Source organism: Microbacterium sp. TPD7012 (genome assembly GCF_003075395.1).
GTDB lineage: Bacteria > Actinomycetota > Actinomycetes > Actinomycetales > Microbacteriaceae > Microbacterium.
Window position 1 is genome coordinate 26,354 of sequence record NZ_QDFV01000006.1, and the last position, 20,493, is coordinate 46,846.

The 20,493-nt window shown below is 69.4% G+C and carries 24 protein-coding genes; 5 read left to right on the forward strand and 19 right to left on the reverse strand.

All coding sequences use genetic code 11. The features are described 5' to 3' along the window. Positions 1 to 60: 60 nt before the first annotated feature. From DC434_RS16085 to DC434_RS16110, 6 genes are all read right to left on the reverse strand, one after another. Positions 61 to 966, reverse strand: coding sequence for a glutamate ABC transporter substrate-binding protein (locus DC434_RS16085; RefSeq protein ID WP_116636333.1), 906 nt, complete (start codon positions 964 to 966; stop codon positions 61 to 63). 58 nt (positions 967 to 1,024) lie between these two features. Continuing rightward, complete coding sequence (locus DC434_RS16090; RefSeq protein WP_116636474.1) at positions 1,025 to 1,771, reverse strand: amino acid ABC transporter ATP-binding protein; 747 nt, start codon at positions 1,769 to 1,771, stop codon at positions 1,025 to 1,027. Between the two features lie 270 nt (positions 1,772 to 2,041). Next, positions 2,042 to 3,004 (reverse strand): TAXI family TRAP transporter solute-binding subunit, encoded by a 963-nt coding sequence (locus tag DC434_RS16095; protein WP_116636334.1) that lies wholly within the window; start codon positions 3,002 to 3,004, stop codon positions 2,042 to 2,044. After that, positions 3,001 to 4,374: a HAMP domain-containing sensor histidine kinase gene (locus DC434_RS16100; protein ID WP_116636335.1), complete on the reverse strand. Its 1,374-nt coding sequence runs from the start codon at positions 4,372 to 4,374 to the stop codon at positions 3,001 to 3,003. Before DC434_RS16100 ends, DC434_RS16095 begins: the two co-directional genes overlap by 4 nt. A 3-nt stretch (positions 4,375 to 4,377) precedes the next feature. After that, positions 4,378 to 5,049, reverse strand: a complete 672-nt coding sequence (locus DC434_RS16105) for a response regulator transcription factor (RefSeq protein WP_116636336.1) — start codon at positions 5,047 to 5,049, stop codon at positions 4,378 to 4,380. Between the two features lie 38 nt (positions 5,050 to 5,087). Continuing rightward, positions 5,088 to 5,900 (reverse strand): RNA methyltransferase, encoded by an 813-nt coding sequence (locus DC434_RS16110; protein WP_116636475.1) that lies wholly within the window; start codon positions 5,898 to 5,900, stop codon positions 5,088 to 5,090. Positions 5,901 to 5,957: 57 nt separating this feature from the next. Between DC434_RS16110 and DC434_RS16115 the strand changes: the two genes are divergently transcribed. Beyond that, positions 5,958 to 6,410 carry a DUF2809 domain-containing protein gene (locus tag DC434_RS16115; protein WP_116636337.1) on the forward strand — a complete coding sequence of 151 codons (453 nt, stop codon included), beginning with the start codon at positions 5,958 to 5,960 and terminating at the stop codon, positions 6,408 to 6,410. Between the two features lie 8 nt (positions 6,411 to 6,418). On the opposite strand, the gene rplT is transcribed toward DC434_RS16115, so the two are convergent. The 3 genes from rplT to infC all read right to left on the reverse strand — a co-directional run bounded on the left by rplT (position 6,419) and on the right by infC (position 7,732). After that, on the reverse strand, positions 6,419 to 6,805 hold the full coding sequence (rplT, locus tag DC434_RS16120) for a 50S ribosomal protein L20 (RefSeq protein ID WP_116636338.1): 387 nt from the start codon (positions 6,803 to 6,805) through the stop codon (positions 6,419 to 6,421). A gap of 32 nt (positions 6,806 to 6,837) precedes the next feature. Continuing rightward, positions 6,838 to 7,032: a 50S ribosomal protein L35 gene (rpmI, locus tag DC434_RS16125; RefSeq protein WP_017828564.1), complete on the reverse strand. Its 195-nt coding sequence runs from the start codon at positions 7,030 to 7,032 to the stop codon at positions 6,838 to 6,840. A 73-nt stretch (positions 7,033 to 7,105) separates the two neighbouring features. After that, entirely contained in the window at positions 7,106 to 7,732 is a 627-nt protein-coding gene (gene infC, locus DC434_RS16130) for a translation initiation factor IF-3 (protein WP_116636339.1), read from the reverse strand. A gap of 253 nt (positions 7,733 to 7,985) precedes the next feature. On the opposite strand from infC, the gene DC434_RS16135 reads away from it, so the two are divergent. Further along, positions 7,986 to 8,384, forward strand: a complete 399-nt coding sequence (locus DC434_RS16135) for a DUF1844 domain-containing protein (protein ID WP_116636340.1) — start codon at positions 7,986 to 7,988, stop codon at positions 8,382 to 8,384. 114 nt (positions 8,385 to 8,498) lie between these two features. Here DC434_RS16135 and DC434_RS16140 read toward each other — a convergent pair whose 3' ends face one another. Genes DC434_RS16140 through priA form a run of 3 tightly spaced genes read right to left on the reverse strand, consistent with a single transcriptional unit; the run spans position 8,499 to position 10,459 of the window. Further along, entirely contained in the window at positions 8,499 to 8,897 is a 399-nt protein-coding gene (locus DC434_RS16140; RefSeq protein WP_116636341.1) for a hypothetical protein, read from the reverse strand. A gap of 22 nt (positions 8,898 to 8,919) precedes the next feature. Then, positions 8,920 to 9,729 carry an SseB family protein gene (locus DC434_RS16145; RefSeq protein WP_116636342.1) on the reverse strand — a complete coding sequence of 270 codons (810 nt, stop codon included), beginning with the start codon at positions 9,727 to 9,729 and terminating at the stop codon, positions 8,920 to 8,922. Then, complete coding sequence (gene priA / locus DC434_RS16150) at positions 9,713 to 10,459, reverse strand: bifunctional 1-(5-phosphoribosyl)-5-((5-phosphoribosylamino)methylideneamino)imidazole-4-carboxamide isomerase/phosphoribosylanthranilate isomerase PriA (RefSeq protein WP_116636343.1); 747 nt, start codon at positions 10,457 to 10,459, stop codon at positions 9,713 to 9,715. The genes DC434_RS16145 and priA overlap by 17 nt, the downstream gene beginning before the upstream one ends. A gap of 140 nt (positions 10,460 to 10,599) precedes the next feature. Between priA and DC434_RS16155 the strand changes: the two genes are divergently transcribed. Next, positions 10,600 to 12,042 (forward strand): AAA family ATPase, encoded by a 1,443-nt coding sequence (locus tag DC434_RS16155; protein ID WP_243408974.1) that lies wholly within the window; start codon positions 10,600 to 10,602, stop codon positions 12,040 to 12,042. Positions 12,043 to 12,052: 10 nt separating this feature from the next. Here DC434_RS16155 and hisH read toward each other — a convergent pair whose 3' ends face one another. From hisH to DC434_RS16175, 4 genes are all read right to left on the reverse strand, one after another. Further along, positions 12,053 to 12,688 (reverse strand): imidazole glycerol phosphate synthase subunit HisH, encoded by a 636-nt coding sequence (hisH, locus tag DC434_RS16160; protein ID WP_116636344.1) that lies wholly within the window; start codon positions 12,686 to 12,688, stop codon positions 12,053 to 12,055. Continuing rightward, positions 12,685 to 13,302: an imidazoleglycerol-phosphate dehydratase HisB gene (gene hisB / locus DC434_RS16165; RefSeq protein ID WP_116636477.1), complete on the reverse strand. Its 618-nt coding sequence runs from the start codon at positions 13,300 to 13,302 to the stop codon at positions 12,685 to 12,687. Before hisB ends, hisH begins: the two co-directional genes overlap by 4 nt. 8 nt (positions 13,303 to 13,310) lie before the next feature. After that, complete coding sequence (locus DC434_RS16170) at positions 13,311 to 14,384, reverse strand: histidinol-phosphate transaminase (protein WP_116636345.1); 1,074 nt, start codon at positions 14,382 to 14,384, stop codon at positions 13,311 to 13,313. 136 nt (positions 14,385 to 14,520) lie between these two features. Continuing rightward, positions 14,521 to 14,901, reverse strand: a complete 381-nt coding sequence (locus tag DC434_RS16175) for a LysM peptidoglycan-binding domain-containing protein (protein WP_116636346.1) — start codon at positions 14,899 to 14,901, stop codon at positions 14,521 to 14,523. 288 nt (positions 14,902 to 15,189) lie between these two features. Between DC434_RS16175 and lexA the strand changes: the two genes are divergently transcribed. Both lexA and DC434_RS16185 read left to right on the forward strand, forming a co-directional pair. Then, a complete protein-coding gene (gene lexA, locus DC434_RS16180) occupies positions 15,190 to 15,876 on the forward strand; it encodes a transcriptional repressor LexA (protein ID WP_116636347.1) in 687 nt (228 codons plus the stop codon). Positions 15,877 to 15,968: 92 nt separating this feature from the next. Then, positions 15,969 to 17,858: a prolyl oligopeptidase family serine peptidase gene (locus tag DC434_RS16185; protein WP_116636348.1), complete on the forward strand. Its 1,890-nt coding sequence runs from the start codon at positions 15,969 to 15,971 to the stop codon at positions 17,856 to 17,858. 9 nt (positions 17,859 to 17,867) lie between these two features. Here DC434_RS16185 and smpB read toward each other — a convergent pair whose 3' ends face one another. The 3 genes from smpB to ftsE are packed head-to-tail and all read right to left on the reverse strand — an operon-like array spanning position 17,868 to position 20,411. Further along, a complete protein-coding gene (smpB, locus tag DC434_RS16190) occupies positions 17,868 to 18,344 on the reverse strand; it encodes an SsrA-binding protein SmpB (protein WP_116636349.1) in 477 nt (158 codons plus the stop codon). Positions 18,345 to 18,402: 58 nt separating this feature from the next. Then, complete coding sequence (gene ftsX, locus DC434_RS16195) at positions 18,403 to 19,317, reverse strand: permease-like cell division protein FtsX (protein ID WP_116636350.1); 915 nt, start codon at positions 19,315 to 19,317, stop codon at positions 18,403 to 18,405. Further along, positions 19,314 to 20,411: a cell division ATP-binding protein FtsE gene (gene ftsE / locus DC434_RS16200; protein ID WP_116636351.1), complete on the reverse strand. Its 1,098-nt coding sequence runs from the start codon at positions 20,409 to 20,411 to the stop codon at positions 19,314 to 19,316. The genes ftsX and ftsE overlap by 4 nt, the downstream gene beginning before the upstream one ends. Between the last annotated feature and the right edge of the window lie 82 nt (positions 20,412 to 20,493).

The following is a 20,493-nucleotide window of genomic DNA, read 5'->3' on the forward strand; positions in this document are numbered from 1 at the left end:
CGCCCTCCCCTTCCGGTTCCGAGGAGGGGGCGGCCGCGGACGGCCGCCCCCTCGAGCCGATCAGTCGACGGTGGGCTGGGAGACTTCGATGCCCGACGAACCGAGGTTCTTGTCGAAGATCGCCTGCCAGATGTCACCGCCGTCGGTGAACAGCGTGTTGATGTGCTCCTGGAGAGCCGCGTCGTCCTTGGCCAGGCCGACGCCGTAGCGCTCCTCGGTGAAGGGCTCGCCGACGACCTTCAGGTTGTCGGGGTCCTGAGCCGCGTAGCCGATGAGGATGGCCTGGTCGGTCGTGACCGCCTGGACCTCACCGGAGAGCAGCGCCTCGACGCAGGCCGAGTACAGGTCGAACTCCTTGGTGGGGACCTCCGGGAAGTTGGTCCGGATGTTCTGGATCGGCGTCGAGCCGGTCGCCGAGCACACCGTGGTGTCGGCCGACAGGTCGGCTTCGCTCTTGATGTCCTCGTTGTCGGCCGCGACCAGCAGGCCCTGACCGGTGATGAAGTACGGACCGGCGAAGGCGATCTGCTCCTTGCGCTTGTCGGTGATCGAGTACGTGCCGACGTAGTAGTCGACGTCGCCGTTCACGAGCGCCTGCTCGCGGTTGGCGGAGGCGATCGGCTTGAACTCGATCTTGTCCTCGTCGTAGCCGAGGGAGGCGGCGATCCAGCGGGCGATGTCGACGTCGAAGCCGGTGCGCTCGTTCGTCGTCACATCGAGGTAGCCGAGACCGGGCTGGTCCTCCTTGACGCCGATGACGACCTTGTCGCGCTCCTTGATGGCGTCGAACGTCGGGCTGCCCTCGAGCTCGACATCGGTGGCGACCTCGAACCAGGTCGACTCCTCGCCGCCCTCTTCGCCGGTGCCGGCGCCGGGGTCGGACGGGCTGCCGCTGTTGCAGGCCGTGAGCGCCAGCAGGGCCACCGCCGCGATTCCGATGCCTGCCAGTGTCCGTGTGCGTCGCATGTGCGTCTCCTTCAGTTGCTGTGTGTGCAGGGTCTGTGGTGGTTTCTGGTGCAGAAGCTCAGTGGGTGAGGAGCTTCGAGAGGAAGTCCTTGGCGCGATCGCTCTTCGGGTTCGTGAAGAACTCCTCCGGAGTCGCCTCCTCCACGATCCGGCCGTCGGCCATGAAGACCACGCGGTCGGCGGCCTTCCGCGCGAAGCCCATCTCGTGGGTCACGACGATCATCGTCATGCCCTCCTGGGCGAGCTCGACCATCACGTCGAGGACCTCGTTGATCATCTCGGGGTCGAGCGCGCTGGTGGGCTCGTCGAAGAGCATGACCTTCGGGTGCATCGCCAGCGCTCGGGCGATGGCCACGCGCTGCTGCTGACCGCCGGAGAGCTGCGCAGGGAGTTTGGACGCCTGCTGGGCCACGCCCACGCGCTCGAGGAGGGCCATGGCCTCCTTCTCGGCATCCGCCTTCTTCAGCCCGCGGACCTTGATCGGACCGAGTGTGATGTTCTCGAGGATCGTGAGGTGGGCGAAGAGGTTGAACGACTGGAACACCATGCCGACGTCGGCGCGGAGGTGCGCGAGCCCCTTGCCCTCGGCGGGGAGCGCCTTGCCGTCGATGCTGATGCTGCCGCTGGTGATCGTCTCGAGACGGTTGATCGTGCGGCACAGCGTCGACTTGCCGGAGCCGGACGGGCCGATCACCACGACGACCTCACCCGAGTCGACGGTCAGATCGATGTCGGTCAGCGCCTGGAAGTCGCCGTAGTGCTTCTGGACGTTGTCGACCACGACGAGGGGTGTATCAGAGGTCATCATTTCTCCAAGCTAGCCAGGTCGTTCGCGGGGCTCCAGGCACCGGGACAGTATTTACACGTTCGTGACACGGGACCGTGCCCACCCGGCGTCTCTGCGCGGGTGATCCACGGCCCGCCCCCGCGGGCCGTGGATCGGGTCCTGCCGCTGCGCTCCCGCCCGACGACTGCGAGCAGCGGGACCGTCGATCGTGCACGATCGACCTCAGATTGGCAGAGCGCCGATCCTCTGTCAGAGTTCTTGAGGATTTCTTGAGACTCGCTCGACGGCTCAGTCGCGCAGGTCGCGATAGTACTCGACGGCCCCGGGATGCAGCGCGACGGGACCGGTGAAGATCGCCTGACGCCGATCGAGCAGCGCCGCCGCCGGAACCTGCTCCGCGATCCGCGGACGCGCGTCGAAGAGACCGGACAGCACGTCGCGGACGATGCCGTCCGGAGTGGCGGCCGAGGTGACGAGATAGTTGGGCACCGCCATGGTGGGCGCCCCCTCCTCGAGGCCGTACATGCCCTCCGGGACGTCCGCCGGGCGGTACGCGTGCGAGTACTGCTCGTTCACCTCGATGACCCAGTCCTGCTCGATCGGGAGCAGGCGCACCGGCATCCGCTCGGACAGCTCCGCGATTCCGGGGGTCGGCAGCCCACCCACCCAGAAGAAGCCGTCGATCTCTCCGTTCTCCATCGCCTCGATCGATCCGCTCAGGTCGAGCTGCGGGTTGCGGACGGATGCCGCTGCGACGCCCGCGGCATCCAGGACCCGCCCCGCGATGACGTTGACCCCGGAGTTCTCCGCCCCCAGGGAGACGTCCCGCCCGGCCAGATCGGCGATCCCCTCGATCTCGGAGTCCCCGCGCACGACCACGTGCAGGTACTCGTCGTACAGCCGGGCGACGGCCTCGATGTCCAGAGGTTCGGGGAACGCCCCTGCTCCAGCCACGGCGTCGGCTGCCGCGTCTCCCTGCGCGAAGCCGATCAGCGCCTCTCCCGCGCTCACGCGCAGGAGGTTGTCGACGGATCCGGCGGTCTCGTCGACCGACATCCGGATGTCCAGGGACTGTGAAAGCTCCGCGGCGAGGTGTCCGCCGTAGTCGAAGTAGACACCTGTCGACCCGCCGCCCGCGATCGCGTACTCCTCGCCCGTCCATTCGCTTGCCCGCGACGTGCAGCCGGTCAACCCTCCGAGCAGCGCGAGCACGGCGAGAACGGCGACGGCACGGCGGCGGCGCGGGATCATGAGGCCGCTCCGTCGCGGATCAGAAGGGAGACGGTCAGTCCGTCCCCCTCGGTCGACGTGACGGCCAGCTCGCCGCCGACCGAGGCCAGCAGGTCGGTCGCGATCGCGAGCCCGAGGCCCGAGCCGGGCACGCTCCGGCTGTCGTCGCTGCGCCAGAACCTGTCGGCCGCCGATGCCGCCTGCTCCTCGGTCAGCCCCGGCCCCTGGTCGCGCACCGTGATCCGGCACATCTCGCCCTCGCGTCCCGCGCCGATCTCGACCGTGGAGCCGGACGGCGAGAACTTCACCGCGTTGTCGATGACCGCATCCAGCGCGCTCTCCACGATCGTCCGGTCGGTGACGCTCATCACCGAGCTCTGTCCGGCCCTCTGCAGCGCGATGCCGCGCTGACCGGCGACATCGCGCCACGCCTCGGTCCGTCGGGCGGCCAGCGTCGCGAGGTCGACCGCGGAGATCGTCGAATCGCTGCGCCCTCCTCGAGCGAGACCGAGCAGGGTCTCGAGGATGCGGACCATCCTGCGCCCCTCCTCCCTGGTCTCCTCGACGTCGTCCCGCCACTCGGCGCCGAGACCGGTGGCGAGATGCTCGACGCGCAGGAGCAGGGCGTTCAGCGGATTGCGCAGCTCGTGCGAGGCGTTCAGCGCGAACTCCTGCTGCCGCGTCATCACCCGCTCGATCTCATCGGCCATGCCGTTGAACACCCTCGTCATGCGCCGCAGCTCCGGCGGGCCGGTGTCCTCGGCGACGCGGGTGTCCATCTCCCCGCGCTCGATCGCCACCATCGCCTCGTCGAGGCGGCGCACCGGCGAGAGCACCCAGCGGGCGAGTCGGAAGACCAGGAGCACACCCAGTCCGATCAGCGCCACGGCGATCACCGACAACACGATGGCCTGCTGCAGGATCGCGGCGCGCGGCGCGGCGACGTCGGCCGACACCAGCACCGCTCCGATGACATCGCCGTCGTCGAACACGGGCTCGACGAGCGCCGCGTCGGCGACGACCCACGGGAAGACCGTCCCCGGCGGCTCGGCCCGTCGACCCGACAGCGCCAGCCGCACGCGCTCCGCGTCAGCGTCGGAGAGCACCGCTCCGTCGTGCTCCCCCGCCCACACGCTGCCGGCGAGGTCGAACACCATCACGTCGATGCCGTAGACCTCCTGGAACCTCAGGACCTCGGCGTCGACCACCGCGGAGCTGCCGGAGCGGAGCGACTGGCGGGCGCTCGTGACGAAGTAGCCGAGGTCGCCGAGCTGCTCGGCATAGAACGCCTGCTGGATGCTGCGCGCTGCACCCCACCCGGCGGCACCGCCGAGCGTGAGCAGGATCGCGACCAGGGGCACGAGGAACACGATGACCAGGCGTCGGCGCATCGCTCAGGACCCCGCGAGCCGGTAGCCGACGCCGCGCACCGTCTCGATGAGGCGACGGTCCCCGGTCTTCCGGCGGATCGCGCCGACGTGGACCTCCAGCGAGTGCCCGAAGCCCCGCCAGTCGGTGTTCCACACCTCGCGGATCAGACGCTCCTTCGGCACGGCAACGCCGGGATACCGCGCGAGCACGGCCACGATGTCGAACTCCTTGCGGGTGAGGTCGATCGGACCGCCCTCGACGAGCACCTGACGGGCCACGAGGTCGATCTGCACGTCGCCCCCGTCGAGCAGCACCCGTGCCTCCGACTCGGCGCGCATCGGTCGTGAGCGCCGCGTCACCGCCTCGATCCGCGCCAGGAGCTCGTGCACGTCATACGGCTTCACGACGAAGTCGTCGGCTCCGGCGCGGAGCCCCTTGATGCGTTCGGTGACCTGATTGCGGGCCGTGACGATCACGATCGGCACATCCGACCTGCCCCGGATGCGACGGCACAGGTCGATCCCGTCGACGTCCGGCAGACCGAGGTCGAGCAGCACGACCTCGGTGTCGACGCCGAGCAGGTCGAGCGCCGCGGCGCCGTCGGACGCGCGGACGGTGGCGTAGCCGGAGCGCGCCAGGAACGCCTCGAGCGCAGCAGCGACCCGCTCGTCGTCCTCCACGATCAGAATCCGCATCGACTCTGCTCCCCGCGATCCCGCATCAGCCCACCGCGTCAGCCCGGCGACGAAGCCCGCTGGGCGAAGGCGCTCTCGTAGAGGCACACGCTGGCGGCGGTCGCGAGGTTCAGCGATTCGGCGCGGCCGAAGATGGGCAGCTTGAGGACCCGGTCCGCGAGGGCGAGAGCGTCGTCTTCCAGACCACGGGCCTCGTTGCCGAACAGCCAGCCCGTGGGCTCGGCCAGGAGGCCCTGCGCTCGCGCCTCGAGCAGGTCATCGCCCTTCACGTCGGCGGCCAGGATGCGCAGACCCGCGTCATGCGCGCGCTTCACCACATCGGCGAGGTCTCCCGCCACCGAGACCGGCAGGTGGAAGAGCGATCCGGTCGTGGCGCGGACGACCTTCGGGTTGTACGGATCGACAGTGCGTCCGGTCAGCACGACGGCATCCGCACCCGCGGCATCCGCGGCGCGGATGATCGTGCCGAGGTTCCCGGGATCCCGCACCTCCTCGCAGATCGCGACCAGACGAGGGGACGCGGCGAAGATGTCGCGCACCGACGTCGGCGTCTGCTGGACGACCGCGACGAGGCCCTGCGGGGTGACCGTGTCTGCCATGGCGTTGAGCACGTATTCCGTCACGTACTCGACGTCGACGTCGGCCTCTCCGGCCTTCGCGCGGATGTCGGGATGCTTCTCCCAGCCGTTCGGGGTCGCGAAGAGCTCGACGATCGCCTCGGGACGGTAGGTGAGCGCTTCACGGACGGCCTGCGGACCTTCGAGAAGGAACAGGCCCGTCTCGGTGCGAGCACTGCGTTTGGTCAGCTTCGCCACGGCGCGGACTCGGGGGGAGCGGGGGTTCTCCAGCACGATCACAGTCTAGGAGGCGCACGGCCGCTTCCCGCACCATCGGGATAAGGTGCGTCCATGGCGAACGATCCCCCGGCGACCCGTGCCCGCCGGCGGATCGCACTCGCCGTCCTCGCCGCGACGACGATCGGTCTCGGACTGTTCATCCATCGCAGCGTCGGCGGAACGGTCGGCGACATCTCCGGCGACGCCCTCTACGCCGTGCTCATCTACCTGCTCACAGCCCTCGTCGCACCGCGGGCGCCTCGTCCGCTGGTCGCGGCCTTCGCGTTCGCGGTGTGCACCGCCGTCGAACTGCTGCAGCTCACCGCGCTCCCGCGCGAAGCGGCGTCGGTGTTCCCGCCGATCGAACTCGTCCTCGGATCCGGCTTCGACGCACGGGACATCGTCGTCTACGCGGCGGCCGTCGCCGCGGCATCCGTCATCGACATCGCCATCACGCGAATCCGCGTCGGCACCGCATCCGAGAACGACGAAGGGCGCCCTCCCGAAGGAGAGCGCCCTGTCTGAAGAGGTGCTTACGCAGCCGACTTCGGTGCGTTGACGTCGGAGGGCAGAGCCTTCTTCGCCGTCTCGACCAGCGTCGTGAACGTCGCTGCGTCGTTGACCGCGAGTTCGGCGAGCATGCGACGGTCGACCGTGACACCCGCGAGGCCGAGGCCCTGGATGAAGCGGTTGTACGTGATGCCGTTCTGGCGTGCCGCAGCGTTGATGCGCTGGATCCAGAGACGACGGAAGTCGCCCTTACGCTTGCGACGGTCCCGGTACGAGTAGACCAGGGAGTGGATGACCTGCTCCTTGGCCTTCCGGTACAGGCGCGAACGCTGTCCACGGTATCCGGACGCGCGCTCGAGGATGACGCGGCGCTTCTTGTGGGCGTTTACTGCCCGCTTGACTCTTGCCATTTTCCTGGGTTCCTATTCGTGCGTTCGGCGCGTCAGCGGCCGAGAAGCTTCTTCGCGACCTTGGTGTCAGCCTTCGAGAGCACCTGGTCCTGGTTCAGACGACGGGTGCGACGGCTCGACTTGTGCTCGAGGTTGTGGCGCATCCCGGCCTGCTGCTTCTTCAGCTTGCCGCTGCCGGTGATCTTGAAGCGCTTCTTAGCACCCGAGTGGGTCTTCTGCTTCGGCATCTTCTCTTCCTTCGTATGGCGCCTTCTCAGGCGACGGTGTCAACCCGCGGTGCGGGAGTTCTGGGGGCGGATGTCACTCCGCCGGAGCGGCAGCCGGAGCTTCCGACTCGCTCTTGGCTTCGCGCGAGGCCTGCTTGTTCGCGGCGCGCTGCGCGTCGCGGACGGCGTTCTGCTCCGCCTTGGCCTCGGACTTGTTCTTCAGCGGTGCGACCACCATGACCATGTTGCGACCGTCGATCGTCGGGTTCGACTCGACCGTGCCGAGTTCGGCGACGTCCTCGGCGAACTTGCGGAGGAGACGGACACCCTGCTCGGGGCGCGACTGCTCACGACCGCGGAACAGGATCATGGCCTTGACCTTGTCACCGGCCTTGAGGAAGCCCTCGGCGCGCTTGAGCTTGGTCGTGTAGTCGTGAGCTTCGATCTTCAGACGGAAGCGGACTTCCTTGAGGATCGTGTTCGCCTGGTTGCGACGAGCTTCCTTCGCCTTCTGCGCGGCCTCGTACTTGAACTTGCCGTAGTCCATGATCTTGACCACGGGCGGCTTCGAGTTGGGCGCGACCTCGACGAGATCGAGGTCGGCTTCCTGCGCAAGGCGCAGCGCCGCCTCGATGCGGACGACGCCGATCTGCTCACCCGCGGGGCCGACGAGGCGGACCTCGGGGACGCGGATGCGCTCATTGGTGCGGGGATCGCTGATAGGTGCTCCTTAGACGATGTGATTCGGCCACCGCGACGCTGGATGCGTCACAGGCGAATTCGGAATCGTCCCCCACCCACCGGCATTCAGACGCCGGCTCGCACCCTGCTACCGGCTCGATCTCACGATCGGAGCCGGCGGAGTGCTGGACCCGGTAGCCTTGAACGGCAAGCGCGGGTGGGAAGTGAATCCTCTTTCGTACCGGAGCATGACGCTCCGGAGCCCGCCAAAGTCTAACAGAAGGCAAGGCGAAGTGACGAACCAGGCACCGGACGAGGCTGCACGCGAGCGCGAAGAGCGCTGGGCACGACAGGAGGAGGCAGCGTCATCCGCCACCCGGGACATCGCGGACGTCCCGGCCGTCGAGGTGATCACCACCGCGGCCGTGCACCTCATGAGCGCGGCAGCCGTGAAGCTCGGCCTCGCCGATGACCCCGACGCGGCCGCACAGCTCGACCTCGACGAGGCCCGCAAGCTCATCAACGCCCTCGCCGGGCTCATCACCGCCGGCGCCCCCGAGATCAGCGACATGCACGCGCGCTCCCTGCGCGACGGGCTTCGCTCCCTCCAGCTCGCCTTCCGCGAGGCCTCCTCCATCCCCGACCCGATCGGCAAGGGGCCCGGGGAGAAGTGGACGGGGCCGGTCAACTAGTTCTCGTGGTGGGGTAGGCAGAATCTGCGGGGCAGGCGCAGCGATCCCGCAGGTCTCGGAGCACTGACGCGGATTCGTTGAGGGCGACGGGGAAGTACGTGCGCCTTCGCGGGGTCAGGGTTCCAGGACGAGGGGCGGGGTCGTCGAGGGGCCGCCGCACTGGGCGGTGGAGTGAGTCCAGGTGATGTCGTGCTCGTTCTCGGCGAGGAGAGTGCCGTCGGCGGCGAAGACGTGCGCGGTGACGGCGTCGGGAACGGCCAGGAAGAGGAACTCGCCGGGCTCCTCCCCCACGAACGGGACGGTCGGATCGGTGGACGGAGTCTCCTGGCCGTCGGGGCCGACGGAACAGCCGCCGGGCACGCACAGCTGCACCCAGACGTCGTCACCGTAGGCGCCGGCATCCACCGTCAGGACGCTGACGTAGCCGATCGCCGGGCAGGCGTTCATCGCACAGCCGGTCAGAGCCGGAAGCAGAAGCGCTGCCGTCAGGATCGTGGTCGCCGCTCTGCGCATGCGGCCACCCTAACGAACCTGATCAGACGCTGCGGCGGAGCTTCACCGTGAGCGAGTCGGCGAGCACGGCGATGCGGTCGTCGGATGCCCAGCGCTGCGCGAGACGTGCGAGGACCGCGTCGAGCACCTCGCGCTCCATGCCGTCGACGAGCTCGAGGATGACGATCAGCTCCGGTCCGCGCAGGCGCGCGTCGGGATCGCCGGCGGCGACCGCGACGTCGATCACGGCGAGTTCGTGCGCCACACTCGCCTGGAGGGCGCCGAACACCTCGGGCGAGAGGAAGCTCGGCTCCCACGCGTGCCCTTGCGCGATCGCCCACACCGCGGGTCGACGGATGACGAACTCGGTGTCGGATGTCGGATCGAGCACGATGAGGTCGGTGTCATCCGCGGATGCCGCGAGAGCGGCTCTCGTGGCCTCCACGGGGATCGGACGCGCCGCGGCATCCCAGCGCTGCATCGACTCGACCGAGGAGAAGACCGGCTGCACCCGGCGACCGTCGGGGGCTGCGACCGTGACGATCGAGAGCTCTTGGGTCTTGTCGACCGTGAGGCCAGTGGGGCCGACGCCCTCGTCGCCCTTCTCGGCGACCAAGGGGATCAGGACGCGTGCGGAGCGGAACGCGTCGACGACCTCGACCTGCGACCCGTCTCCGGCGCGGAAGCGCAGCAGGGCGTCGAGCAGGGCTGGGTCCGCGGAGCCGTCGTCGGCAGTGTGCGGATTCGGCTCGAAGCTGCGCCCTTCCCAGGGCACGCCGGCGGAGTCGGCACGGTTCTCCGCGTGGGCGGCGCCGTCGCCGTGCCCGCAGGCGTCGTCAGTCCCCTGCGACATCCAGCGCCTCAGCCAGCGTGAACGCCCCGGCATACAGCGCCTTGCCGACGATCGCGCCTTCGATGCCGAGCGGCACGAGCTCGCGGAGCGCGGCGATGTCATCGAGGTTCGAGATGCCGCCCGAGGCGACGACGGGCTTGGGAGTGCGCGAGGCGACCTCGCGCAGCAGCTCCAGGTTCGGGCCGCGCAGCGTGCCGTCCTTGGTCACATCGGTGACGACGTAGCGGCTGCATCCGGCATCCTCGAGGCGGTCGAGCACCTCCCAGAGGTCACCGCCCTCCTTCGTCCAGCCGCGGGCGGCGAGCGTCGTGCCACGCACGTCCAGGCCGACCGCGATCGCCTCGCCGTAGCGGCCGATCACGTCGGCGGCCCACTCCGGGTTCTCCAGCGCGGCGGTGCCGAGGTTGATGCGGGTCGCACCGCTCTCCAGGGCCGCCTCCAGGGTCGCATCGTCGCGGATGCCGCCGGACAGCTCGACGTTGACCTGCTTGAACTGCTTGATGACCTTGCGGAGGATCGGCGCGTTGCTGCCACGACCGAAGGCCGCGTCGAGATCGACGAGGTGGATCCACTGCGCACCCTGCGACACCCACTCCCCTGCCGCGTCCAGAGGGTCGCCGTAGCTCGTCTCCGTGCCGGCCTCGCCCTGTGTCAGACGAACGGCCTTGCCGCCGGCGACATCGACCGCGGGGAGGAGCGTGAGCGAGGGGGACTGCGCGAAGTCGTTCATGGGTTCCTAAGCTCGGAATATCAGATCCGTGGTCCGGCACACCCGTCTCGGACGCACGAGAACTGAGGGTACCGCTCCCGTGGGCGGCCTCCAAATGCGCGAGAAATGCACGCGAAATGCAGGAGCTAGGCTGAGGGATCATGTCCGGACCGCACGAAGACGCCACACCCTCCGCGGCCCCGCCCGCGCACGGGGACCAGCCGCCGCTCGTCGAGTCGGTCCCACTCTTCCCCGCGGACGTCCCCCCGGTGCCGCCGCTGCCGACGACCGCGTCCGCGCCGCAGCCGCCTTATCGGCGCACGCGAGCCGAGGCCCGCGAAGTGCGGATGGCGGAGGACCGCGACGACCAGTTCCCCGAGGACACCGTGCCGAGGCCGGCCGCGGCCGCGCCCCCTCCTGCGAGTCCGTCGCGTGCGGCATCCGCGCCCGAGCAGCCGGCGGTCCCGGCATCCGCGCCGCCTCCGCCGTCATCACCTGCGGTCGCCCCGTCGGCACCTGCCGCGCCTCCGGTCGTCGCGTCGTCGCCCGTCTCCTCCACCCCTGTCTCACCCGCACCCGCCGGTCCGCCACCCGCCTTCGCCGTGCCCCCGGCCACCCCGCACCCTGTCTTCGCTCCGACGCCTGGTGCGCCTGCCGCCGTCGAGCCGGCATCCCGTCGCGAGCTGCGCGAGCGGAACTCCTTCCTGCAGACGGAGCGTCCGGAGGAGCCGGCACGCGATGGAGCGCGCGGTGTCCTGAACCGGATCGGCTTCCGCGTGCGCCCCTCCGCCCAGGAGCAGTCGGCACGCGACGACGAGCTCGCCGTGAGCCAGCACTGGCCGGGCCCCCGCACGATCGCCGTCGTGAACGGCAAGGGCGGCGCCGGCAAGACCCCGACGACGATCCTGCTCTCCGCCGTGTTCGCACGGTACGGCGGCGCGGGCGTGCTGGCCTGGGACAACAATCAGACCCGGGGCACTCTCGGCTGGCGGACCGACACGGGACCGCACGACCGCACACTGCTCGAGCTGCTCCCCGACGTCGGGCGGCTGCTCGGAACCGGCGCCCAGTCCGCCGACCTCGCGCACTTCATGCACCACCAGCCGCGGGAGAAGTACGACGTGCTGCGCTCGAAGCCGATCCGGCTCGCGCATGAGAACCGTCTGAGCCCCGCCGACGTGGACGCGATCCACGCGGTCGCCGCGAAGTTCTACCGGCTCATCATCATCGACTCGGGCAACGACGAATCCGACCCCATGTGGCTGCGCATGATCGATCATGCCGACCAGCTGGTGGTCGCGACGACGACGCGCGCCGATCACGCCGAGGCCGGCGCACTGCTCCTCGAGGCTCTCGAGGATCGCGACGAGCGCTCCGCACGGCTCGCGAGGAGCTCGGTCGTCGTGGTCTCCCAAGCCGACCCCAAGGCGACCCCGACCGAGGTCGAGCACGTCGTGAGCGGCTACCAGTCGCTGGCCCGCGATGTCGTCAGCATCCCGTTCGACCACGAGATGGTCGACGGGCACCTGCGTTACGGCGCGCTCGCGAAGCGCACGCAGCGCGCCTGGCTGGCCGCCGGAGCGTCGGTCGCCCGAGGGTTCTGAGCCGTAGGCGTCAGAGGCTCTCGACCCAGTTCCGCAGCAGCTGGATTCCGGCCTCGCCCGACTTCTCGGGATGGAACTGCGTGGCCGACAGGGGCCCGTTCTCCACGGCGGCGAGGAAGGGATCGCCGTACGTCGACCACGTGAGCACGGGCTGCGGGAACGGCGGGATGACGTCGAGTTCCCAGGACTGGGCGGCGTACGAGTGCACGAAGTAGAAGCGCTCCTGCTCGATCCCGCGGAACAGGACGCTGTCGGCGCCGGGCTCGACCGTGTTCCAGCCCATGTGCGGCAGCACGGGCGCGTTGAGCTCGGTGACGGCGCCCGGCCACTCCCCGAGGCCCTCGGTGTCGTGACCCCGCTCGACTCCGTGCGCGAACAGCACCTGCATGCCGACGCAGATGCCGAGTACCGGGCGACCGCCGGCGAGGCGACGGTCGATGATCTCGTCTCCGCCGTGCGCATGCAGCGCGTCGCGCACGGCCTGGAACGCGCCGACGCCGGGCACGAGCAGACCGTCGGCCTCGAGCGCCTCCTTGCGGTCGCGCGTGAGGATGGCATCTGCACCGGCCGCGACGAGCGCCTTGACCGCCGAGTGGACGTTGCCCGACTCGTAGTCGAAGACGGCGACCCTGGGCGCTCGGCTCACAGCGCGCCCTTGGTGGACGGAACGCCGTCGACCAGCGGGTCGAGGGCCTTGGCCTGGCGGAACGCACGGGCGAAGGCCTTGAACTCCGCCTCGGCGATGTGGTGCGGATCGCGACCACCGAGCACGCGCACGTGCACCGTCAGCGCCGCGTTGAAGGCGATGGCCTCGAACACGTGCCGCACGAGCGAACCCGTGAAGTGTCCTCCGATGAGGTGGTGCTCGAACCCTGCCGGCTCCCCCTCGTGCACGAGGTACGGGCGTCCGGAGATGTCGACGACGGCCTGCGCGAGAGCTTCGTCGAGCGGCACGAGTGCGTCGCCGTAGCGCGAGATGCCCGACTTGTCGCCGAGCGCCTGCAGGATCGCCTGACCGAGCACGATCGAGACGTCTTCGACGGTGTGGTGCGCGTCGATGTTCGTGTCGCCCGATGCGCGGACGGTGAGATCGGTCAGCGAGTGCTTCGCGAAGGCGGTGAGCATGTGGTCGAAGAACGGCACGGAGGTGTCGATGCGCGAGGCTCCGGTGCCGTCGAGGTTCAGCTCGAGCTCGACGGTGGACTCCGACGTGCTGCGCACACGGCTCGCGGTGCGCGGGTTCTGGGCGAGAGTGCTCATGATGCCGATCATATCGAGGCCAGGGCATCGAGGAATGCGGTGGTCTCGGCCTCGGTGCCCGCCGTCACGCGGAGGTGACCCGGGATGCCGACGTCGCGGATGAGCACGCCGCGTTCGTACAGCTGCTGCCACGTCGCGCGCGGGTCGGCGACGCCGCCGAAGAAGACGAAGTTCGACCAGGATTCGTGGGGCGTGTAACCCAGCGCCTCGAGCGTCGCCGAGATGCGGTCGCGCTGCTCGACGATCTCCTCGACCATGCCGAGCATGACGTCGGAGTTGCGCAGCGCGGCGACCGCCGCCGCCTGGGTGAGGGCGCTGAGGTGGTACGGCAGCCGCACCAGGCGCAGCGCGTCGATGAAGGCGGGGTCCGCTGCGAGGTAGCCCACGCGCGCGCCGGCGAAGGCGAACGCCTTGCTCATGGTGCGGGAGACGGCCAGACGCGGGCGTCCTTCGAGGAGTGTCAGAGCGGATGCCGCGTCGCGCGGCGCGAACTCCTGATACGCCTCGTCCACGACCACGATGCCGCGCGCCTCTTCGTACACCGCTTCGACGACGTCGAGTCCGAGCGGCGTGCCGGTCGGGTTGTTCGGCGAGCAGAGCAGGATCACGTCGGGATCGACCGCACGGACCTGCTCCGCCGCTTCGTCGGGCGTGATCGTGTAGTCGGGCTGACGGTTGCCCGCGATCCAGCGCGCCCCCGTTCCCTGCGAGATGAGCGGGTACATGGAGTACGTCGGCGCGAAGCCGAACGCCGTGCGCCCAGGGCCGCCGAACGCCTGCAGGATGTGCTGGAGGACCTCGTTCGAGCCGTTGCCCGCCCAGATCTGATCCGGTGTGAGGCCGTGACCGAGATACTCGGCGAATCCCTCGCGCAGTGTCGTGAACTCACGATCCGGGTACCGGTTCACATCGCGCAGCGCGACGGCGATGTCGTCGAGGATGTCGCTCGCGACCGCATCGGGCACGGGATGCGTGTTCTCGTTGACATTCAACGCGATGGGCAGCGGCGCCTGCGGCGCACCGTACGGGGTGAGCCCGCGAAGATCGTCACGGAGCGGGAGGGCATCGAGTGAGGAAGTCACCCTTCCATGCTAGGCCGCGCGCCCTCCGCGTGACGCACCCCTCCCCTTGGGTTCCTGAGCCTGCCGAAGGATGGGTTCCTGAGCCTGCCGAAGGATGGGTTCCTGAACTCGTCGAAGGACTGAGCCTGCCGAAGGGTCAGTTCGAGTACTGCGCAGGGATCGCGAGCTCCTGGCCGATCTGCAGGGCCCCGCCGCGCAGCATGTTGAGACGGCTGATCTCGCCGATCACGTCGCGCGGGTCGGCGGTGGGGGCGACCGTGTTGGCGATCGACCAGAGCGTGTCACCGGGGAGAACCGTCACGGTCTGGAAGTCCGCGCTGCTGAAGCTGCCGGCGGTGTCGTCGCCCGCGGCGATGGCGCTGCCTCCGCTGATCGCCGCGAAGGCGATGCCGACTGCGAGTGGAACCGCGGAGAGGGCGAGCAGCACACCACGACCACGAGCCGTCAGTCGCAGTCGCGACCGGGTCGCCGGGCGTGCCGGGATGACCGCTGCGGTGCTGATGCTGATGCTGCTCATGTCGGGCTCCTTACCCTGTCCCCGTCGGCGAGGCCGGCGGTGAAGTTGGCGTAGCGTTCGCATTCGCGTCTCGGCCGGGAGCCGTGAATGCGAAGCTACGTTCCGAAGATATCTTCGAGTTCGAACATCTGTCAACTGTTCTTCGAAATCGGACCCCCGAATCTTCCGACACGCTCGAACAGATCTTCCAGATCAGGCCGATTCTCGGATACGGTTTCGATAAGAACACCCCACCACGGGCCTCCGACATTCGAAGAGGAACGTCGGATCGCGTACTGAAGGAGCACCATGAGCGAGAACTCAGCCCCGGAGCAGGAGGCCCCTCGGACGCGCCGTCGGAAGAGCCTCAGCCCGAAGCAGATGGCGATCCTCGAGGTCATCCAGACCTCCATCGCCCACCACGGCTACCCGCCGAGCATGCGCGAGATCGGCGATGCGGTCGGACTCAAGTCGCTCTCGAGCGTGACCCACCAGCTCGGACAGCTCGAGCTGAGCGGCTACCTGCGCCGCGATCCGGGCAAGACCCGCGCGATGGAGGTGCTGATCGACCTTCCCGGCACGAGCGGCGAGAACCCGGCAGACGTGGCCACACCGGTCGGCGATGCCGCTCTCGTGCCGCTCGTCGGCCGGATCGCGGCCGGCGTGCCCATCACGGCGGAGCAACAGGTCGAGGAGATCTTCCCGCTCCCCCGCCAGCTGGTCGGCAAGGGCGATCTGTTCATGCTCAAGGTGTCCGGGGAGTCGATGATCGATGCGGCGATCTGCGATGGCGACTGGGTCGTCATCCGTTCGCAGAACAGCGCGGAGAACGGCGAGATCGTCGCAGCGATGCTCGACGACGAGGCCACCGTGAAGACATTCCGCCGCCGCGACGGCCACACCTGGCTGCTCCCGCGCAACTCCGCCTTCGAGCCCATCCTCGGCGACGAGGCCACGGTGCTCGGCAAGGTCGTGGCGGTGCTCCGCGCGGTCTGACCGCGCCCCTTCGGCATCCGCCGTCCGCCGGCATGAGAGCCGTCCTCCCGGTTTCGGGAGGCCGTGCTTCGACGGCCGCCTAGGCTCGAACCATGTCGTCCCCGTACGGTTCCTGGCCATCGCCCTTCTCCGCCGCCTCGGTCGCGGCCTCCGCCCCTCGGATCGATGGGGCGCGATTCGTCGGCTCGGAGATCTGGTGGGGCGAGTCGGTGCCGTCCGAGGGAGGGCGCGTGACGGTCCGCAGCTCGAGCGGCGCGGTGATCCTCCCCGCGCCGTGGAGCGCGCGGTCGCGCGTGCACGAGTACGGCGGCGGCGCCTGGACCGCGGATGCCGACGGCACGCTGTACTTCGTCGACGCGGGAGACCAGCGCGTGTACCGGCTCTCGCCCGGTGCAGGTCCTGTCCCGCTCACCCCCGCAGGTCCTTCGCACGGCGGACTCCGTCTGCAGCAGGGACGGCTCCTCGCCGTGCGGGAGGACCTCCGCGGAGCAGCGCAGATCCGAGGGATCGTGGAGATCCCGACCGACGGTTCAGCGGCAGCGGATGACGCCGCGATCCGTGCTTTCACGCAGGGCGACGCCTTCGTCGCACATCCCGCGCTCTCGCCCGACGGCTCGCGCATCGCCTGGGTCGCGTGGGACGGCGCGCGGATGCCGTGGGAGAGCGCGACGCTGGTCATCTCCGAGATCGACGAAGCAGACGACGAAGGCGCGGAAGGCGAGGCGGGCCCCTGGGTCGCCACGCGCGCCGCCCTCCAGCCCGAATGGGTGAGCGACACCGAGCTGCTCTACGCCGACGACCCGACCGGCCGCTGGCAGCTCCAGCGCCTGTCGCTGGTACCCGGCACACGTGACGGCGCTCCGGAGGCGATCACCTCGAGCGACGCCGACACGGGGTATGGACTCTGGGTGCTGGGCAACCGCTGGTACCAGCCCCTCGCAGACGGCCGCATCGTCGCGGTGCGCACCAACGGCCGCGACGACGTCGTCGAGATCGCTGCCGACGGCTCGACCCGCACCCTCGACGTCCCCTGCGACGGCCATGTGAGCGTCGACGACGTGTCCGGCTCTCGCGTGCTGCTCTCCGGCAGCAGCTCGACGAGCGCACCCGGTGTCTGGTGCGTCGACCTCGATTCCGGCGAGACGATCACGGTCGCCGGCGGCGAACCGGTCGACACCGCCTGGATGCCGCCCGCCACCGCGATCCTCGTGGACGGAGGCCAAGGCTCGGTGCATGCGTTCGCCTATGCTCCGGCCAACCCCGAAGCCGCAGCGCCGGAAGGCGAGCTGCCTCCGTACGTGGTCTTCGTCCACGGCGGCCCCACCGCACACGTCACCGGCGCGACATCCGCCGCCATCGCGTTCTACACCAGCCGGGGCATCGGCGTGCTCGATGTCAACTACGGCGGCTCCACCGGGTACGGTCGCGCCTACCGCGACCGCCTGCACGGGCAATGGGGAATCGTCGACGTCGACGACGTGATCGCCGCCGCGCGCGGCCTCGCTGACGCGGGTCTCGCCGATGCCTCGCGCATCGCGATCCGCGGAAGCTCGGCAGGGGGCTGGACCGTCCTCTCGGCGCTGGTGCGCGGCGGCACCTTCGCCGCGGGGATCAGCCGCTACGGCGTCGCGGACCTCCGGATGCTGGCGGAGCACTCGCACGGCTTCGAGGAGCACTACATCACCGGGCTCGTCGGACCGCTCCCGGAGGCCGAGGCCCTCTACATCGAGCGTTCACCGCTGACGCATGCGGAACGGATAGATGTGCCCGTGCTGCTGATGCAGGGAGCCGAGGACCGGGTCGTGCCGCCGTCGCAGTCGGAGGCCATCCGCGATGCTCTGGCGGCGAACGGCGTCGAGCACGAGTACGTCGTCTACCCCGGCGAGGGTCACGGGTTCCGCAGCGGGACGACGATCGTGAACGCCCTGGAACGCGAACTGGCCTTCCTGGGGCGGGTGTTCGCCTTCACTCCGAGCCTCTGAGACCGACGACTACTCGCCGACGCGGTTGCGCAGACGCATGGCGCGGTCGGCCTCGCGGGTGTCCTGGCGCTCGCGGAGGGTCTGCCGCTTGTCGTACTCGCGCTTGCCCTTCGCGAGGGCGATCTCGACCTTGGCCCTGCCGTCGGAGAAGTACAGCTTCAGCGGGATCAGCGTGTAGCCGCCGGCCGAGACGGCGTGCGCGATCTTCTCGATCTCCGCTCGGTGCAGCAGAAGCTTGCGGATGCGCTTCGCGGAGTGGTTGGTCCAGTGTCCCTGCGAATACTCCGGGATGTGCACGGAGTCGAGGAACACTTCGTTGCCCTTGACGAACGCATAGCCGTCGCTGAGGTTGGCGCGCCCCTGGCGCAGCGACTTGACCTCGGTGCCGGTGAGCACCATTCCCGCCTCGTACGACTTCTCGATGTTGTAGTCGTGACGTGCGCGACGATTGGTCGCGACGACCTTCTCCCCGCGTTCCCTGGGCATGGTGCTCCTGCTCTCTGTTGTGGCCAGCCCACCAGCCTACATCAGGTGCGAGGCCGGATCAGGTGCGCAGCCAGCGACGGATCGCGAAGCCGGCCGAGAGGGCGGCCAGGATCACGCCGATGCCGATGAGGACGGGCACCACCAGAGCGGCGTCCCCCATCGTGATCCACGTCGTGATGAAGGGCACGCGCCCGCGCAGATAGCCGTTCACGCCGAAGTGCACACCTGCGACCACGGCCGCGCTGGCCAGGGCGGAGCCGAGGAACGCGGCGAACACGCCCTCCAGCACGAACGGCGTCTGGATGAATCGGTTCGAGGCGCCGACGAGGCGCATGATGCCGATCTCCTTCCGCCGTGCGTACGCCGACAACCGGATGGTCGTGCCGATCAGCAGCGTCGCCGCGATGAGCATCAGCACGGCGATGCCGACCGCGATGTAGGTCGCGACGGTCAACGCGGAGAAGAGCGGTTCGAGGTACTGGAGCTGGTCCTGCACCTGCTCGACACCGGCCTGTCCGCTGAAGGCCTCGGCGAGCACCTGCGACTGACCCGGATCCTTCATCGTCACGAAGAACACCTCGAACGCCTGGTCGGGCGTCAGCACGCTCGCCTGATCCGCGCCGAGCTGGTCGACGAGCTTCTGGTACGTCTCTTCCCTCGTGTCGAAGGTCATCGAGCTGATCAGCGGAGCGAGCGCCTCGCCTTCCAGCTGCGCGCGGACGGCCTCGACCTGCTCCTCGCTCGCCGTCCCGTCGATGCATGTCTCCGCTTCGGAGACCGCCGAGCACATGTACACCGCGACCTGGGCGCGCTCGGCCCAGTAGCCGCGCATGACGCCGATCTGCGACTGCATCAGGATCGCCGCGCCGACGAAGGTCAGCGACACGAACGTGACGAGTACGACGGAGATCACCATGGAGATGTTGCGTCGAAGGCCACCCAGGGCCTCGGTGAGGATCAGTCCGATTCTCATGAGGTCGGGCCCACTTCCTCGGCATCGTCGTCGGACAGGCCGAGGCGATCGGCGACGCCGAGCTCCGCGACGTCGACCTGCGGGAGGACGATCGGGTGCGTGCGCGGACCGACAGCGGCCGGCGTCTGCTCCTCGACGGGTTCGCGCCGAGCCTCGCTCGGTGCACTGGGGGCAGCGGCATCCGCCTTCTGCGCTCCGGGCTCCGTCGGCCGTGTGAAGGCGGGCGCCGTCTGCGCGACGGGGGCGGGAGCGGATGCCGCGGCCTTGCGCTGCGCGTCGAGCTCCTCGGCGAGAGCGGCTCGCACCACGGAGAGGTCGGCGGTCTGCCGCTGCACCTCCTGCACGGCCGTCAGCGCGGCGGCCGCCGCGGCGCCGCGCACCTCCTCCGGCACGAGCCGCGGGATGTTCGATGTGTCGCCATAACCGCCGTGCACCTCGTCGCGCACCATCTCGCCGTCGCTGAGCTCGATCACGCGACGCTGCATGGCGTCGACGAAGCCGGCCTCGTGCGTCGCCATCAGCACAGTGGTGCCTCCGGCGTTGATGCGGGCGAGCAGCTGCATGATGTCGACCGAGGTCCCGGGGTCGAGGTTTCCGGTCGGTTCGTCGGCGAGAAGCACCTGCGGACGGTTGACCAGGGCGCGGGCGATGGCGACACGCTGCTGCTCACCGCCGGACAGCTCGTGCGGCATCCGCTTCTGCTTGCCGTCGAGCCCCACGAGGGCGAGTGCCTCGGGGACCGCCTGCTGGATGAACCCACGGGACGATCCGGTCACCTGGAGCGTGAAGGCCACGTTCTGGTACACCGTCTTCGACGGCAGGAGCCGGAAGTCCTGGAACACCGAGCCGATGTGGCGACGGAAGTACGGCACCTTCCCGTTGGCGAGGGAGCGCAGGTCGCGCCCGAGCACGGCGACGCGGCCCGATGTGGGCACGTCCTCGCGCAGGATCAACCGCAGACAGGAGGACTTGCCGGAACCCGAAGCGCCGACGAGGAAGACGAACTCCCCGCGCTGCACTTCGAAGTCGACACCGGACAGCGCGGGCTTCGACGTTCCGCGGTAGCGTTTCGTGACGTTCTCGAACCGAATCATGGCGCTACGAGCCTAAGCGCCGCCTCTCGTCATGCCGCGAGCGACACCCCGCGCGGCGCACGCCGCCATGGGCGATCGTCCC

What these genes read in the sequence shown, in the direction of transcription:
- DC434_RS16085 (WP_116636333.1), bottom strand. Translation starts at nt 966, where the DNA reads ATGCGACGCACACGGACACTGGCAGGCATCGGAATCGCGGCGGTGGCC.
- DC434_RS16090 (WP_116636474.1), bottom strand. Translation starts at nt 1,771, where the DNA reads ATGACCTCTGATACACCCCTCGTCGTGGTCGACAACGTCCAGAAGCAC.
- DC434_RS16095 (WP_116636334.1), bottom strand. Translation starts at nt 3,004, where the DNA reads ATGATCCCGCGCCGCCGCCGTGCCGTCGCCGTTCTCGCCGTGCTCGCG.
- DC434_RS16100 (WP_116636335.1), bottom strand. Translation starts at nt 4,374, where the DNA reads ATGCGCCGACGCCTGGTCATCGTGTTCCTCGTGCCCCTGGTCGCGATC.
- DC434_RS16105 (WP_116636336.1), bottom strand. Translation starts at nt 5,049, where the DNA reads ATGCGGATTCTGATCGTGGAGGACGACGAGCGGGTCGCTGCTGCGCTC.
- DC434_RS16115 (WP_116636337.1), top strand. Translation starts at nt 5,958, where the DNA reads ATGGCGAACGATCCCCCGGCGACCCGTGCCCGCCGGCGGATCGCACTC.
- rplT (WP_116636338.1), bottom strand. Translation starts at nt 6,805, where the DNA reads ATGGCAAGAGTCAAGCGGGCAGTAAACGCCCACAAGAAGCGCCGCGTC.
- rpmI (WP_017828564.1), bottom strand. Translation starts at nt 7,032, where the DNA reads ATGCCGAAGCAGAAGACCCACTCGGGTGCTAAGAAGCGCTTCAAGATC.
- DC434_RS16140 (WP_116636341.1), bottom strand. Translation starts at nt 8,897, where the DNA reads ATGCGCAGAGCGGCGACCACGATCCTGACGGCAGCGCTTCTGCTTCCG.
- DC434_RS16145 (WP_116636342.1), bottom strand. Translation starts at nt 9,729, where the DNA reads ATGTCGCAGGGGACTGACGACGCCTGCGGGCACGGCGACGGCGCCGCC.
- priA (WP_116636343.1), bottom strand. Translation starts at nt 10,459, where the DNA reads ATGAACGACTTCGCGCAGTCCCCCTCGCTCACGCTCCTCCCCGCGGTC.
- DC434_RS16155 (WP_243408974.1), top strand. Translation starts at nt 10,600, where the DNA reads ATGTCCGGACCGCACGAAGACGCCACACCCTCCGCGGCCCCGCCCGCG.
- hisB (WP_116636477.1), bottom strand. Translation starts at nt 13,302, where the DNA reads ATGAGCACTCTCGCCCAGAACCCGCGCACCGCGAGCCGTGTGCGCAGC.
- DC434_RS16175 (WP_116636346.1), bottom strand. Translation starts at nt 14,901, where the DNA reads ATGAGCAGCATCAGCATCAGCACCGCAGCGGTCATCCCGGCACGCCCG.
- lexA (WP_116636347.1), top strand. Translation starts at nt 15,190, where the DNA reads ATGAGCGAGAACTCAGCCCCGGAGCAGGAGGCCCCTCGGACGCGCCGT.
- DC434_RS16185 (WP_116636348.1), top strand. Translation starts at nt 15,969, where the DNA reads ATGTCGTCCCCGTACGGTTCCTGGCCATCGCCCTTCTCCGCCGCCTCG.
- smpB (WP_116636349.1), bottom strand. Translation starts at nt 18,344, where the DNA reads ATGCCCAGGGAACGCGGGGAGAAGGTCGTCGCGACCAATCGTCGCGCA.
- ftsX (WP_116636350.1), bottom strand. Translation starts at nt 19,317, where the DNA reads ATGAGAATCGGACTGATCCTCACCGAGGCCCTGGGTGGCCTTCGACGC.
- ftsE (WP_116636351.1), bottom strand. Translation starts at nt 20,411, where the DNA reads ATGATTCGGTTCGAGAACGTCACGAAACGCTACCGCGGAACGTCGAAG.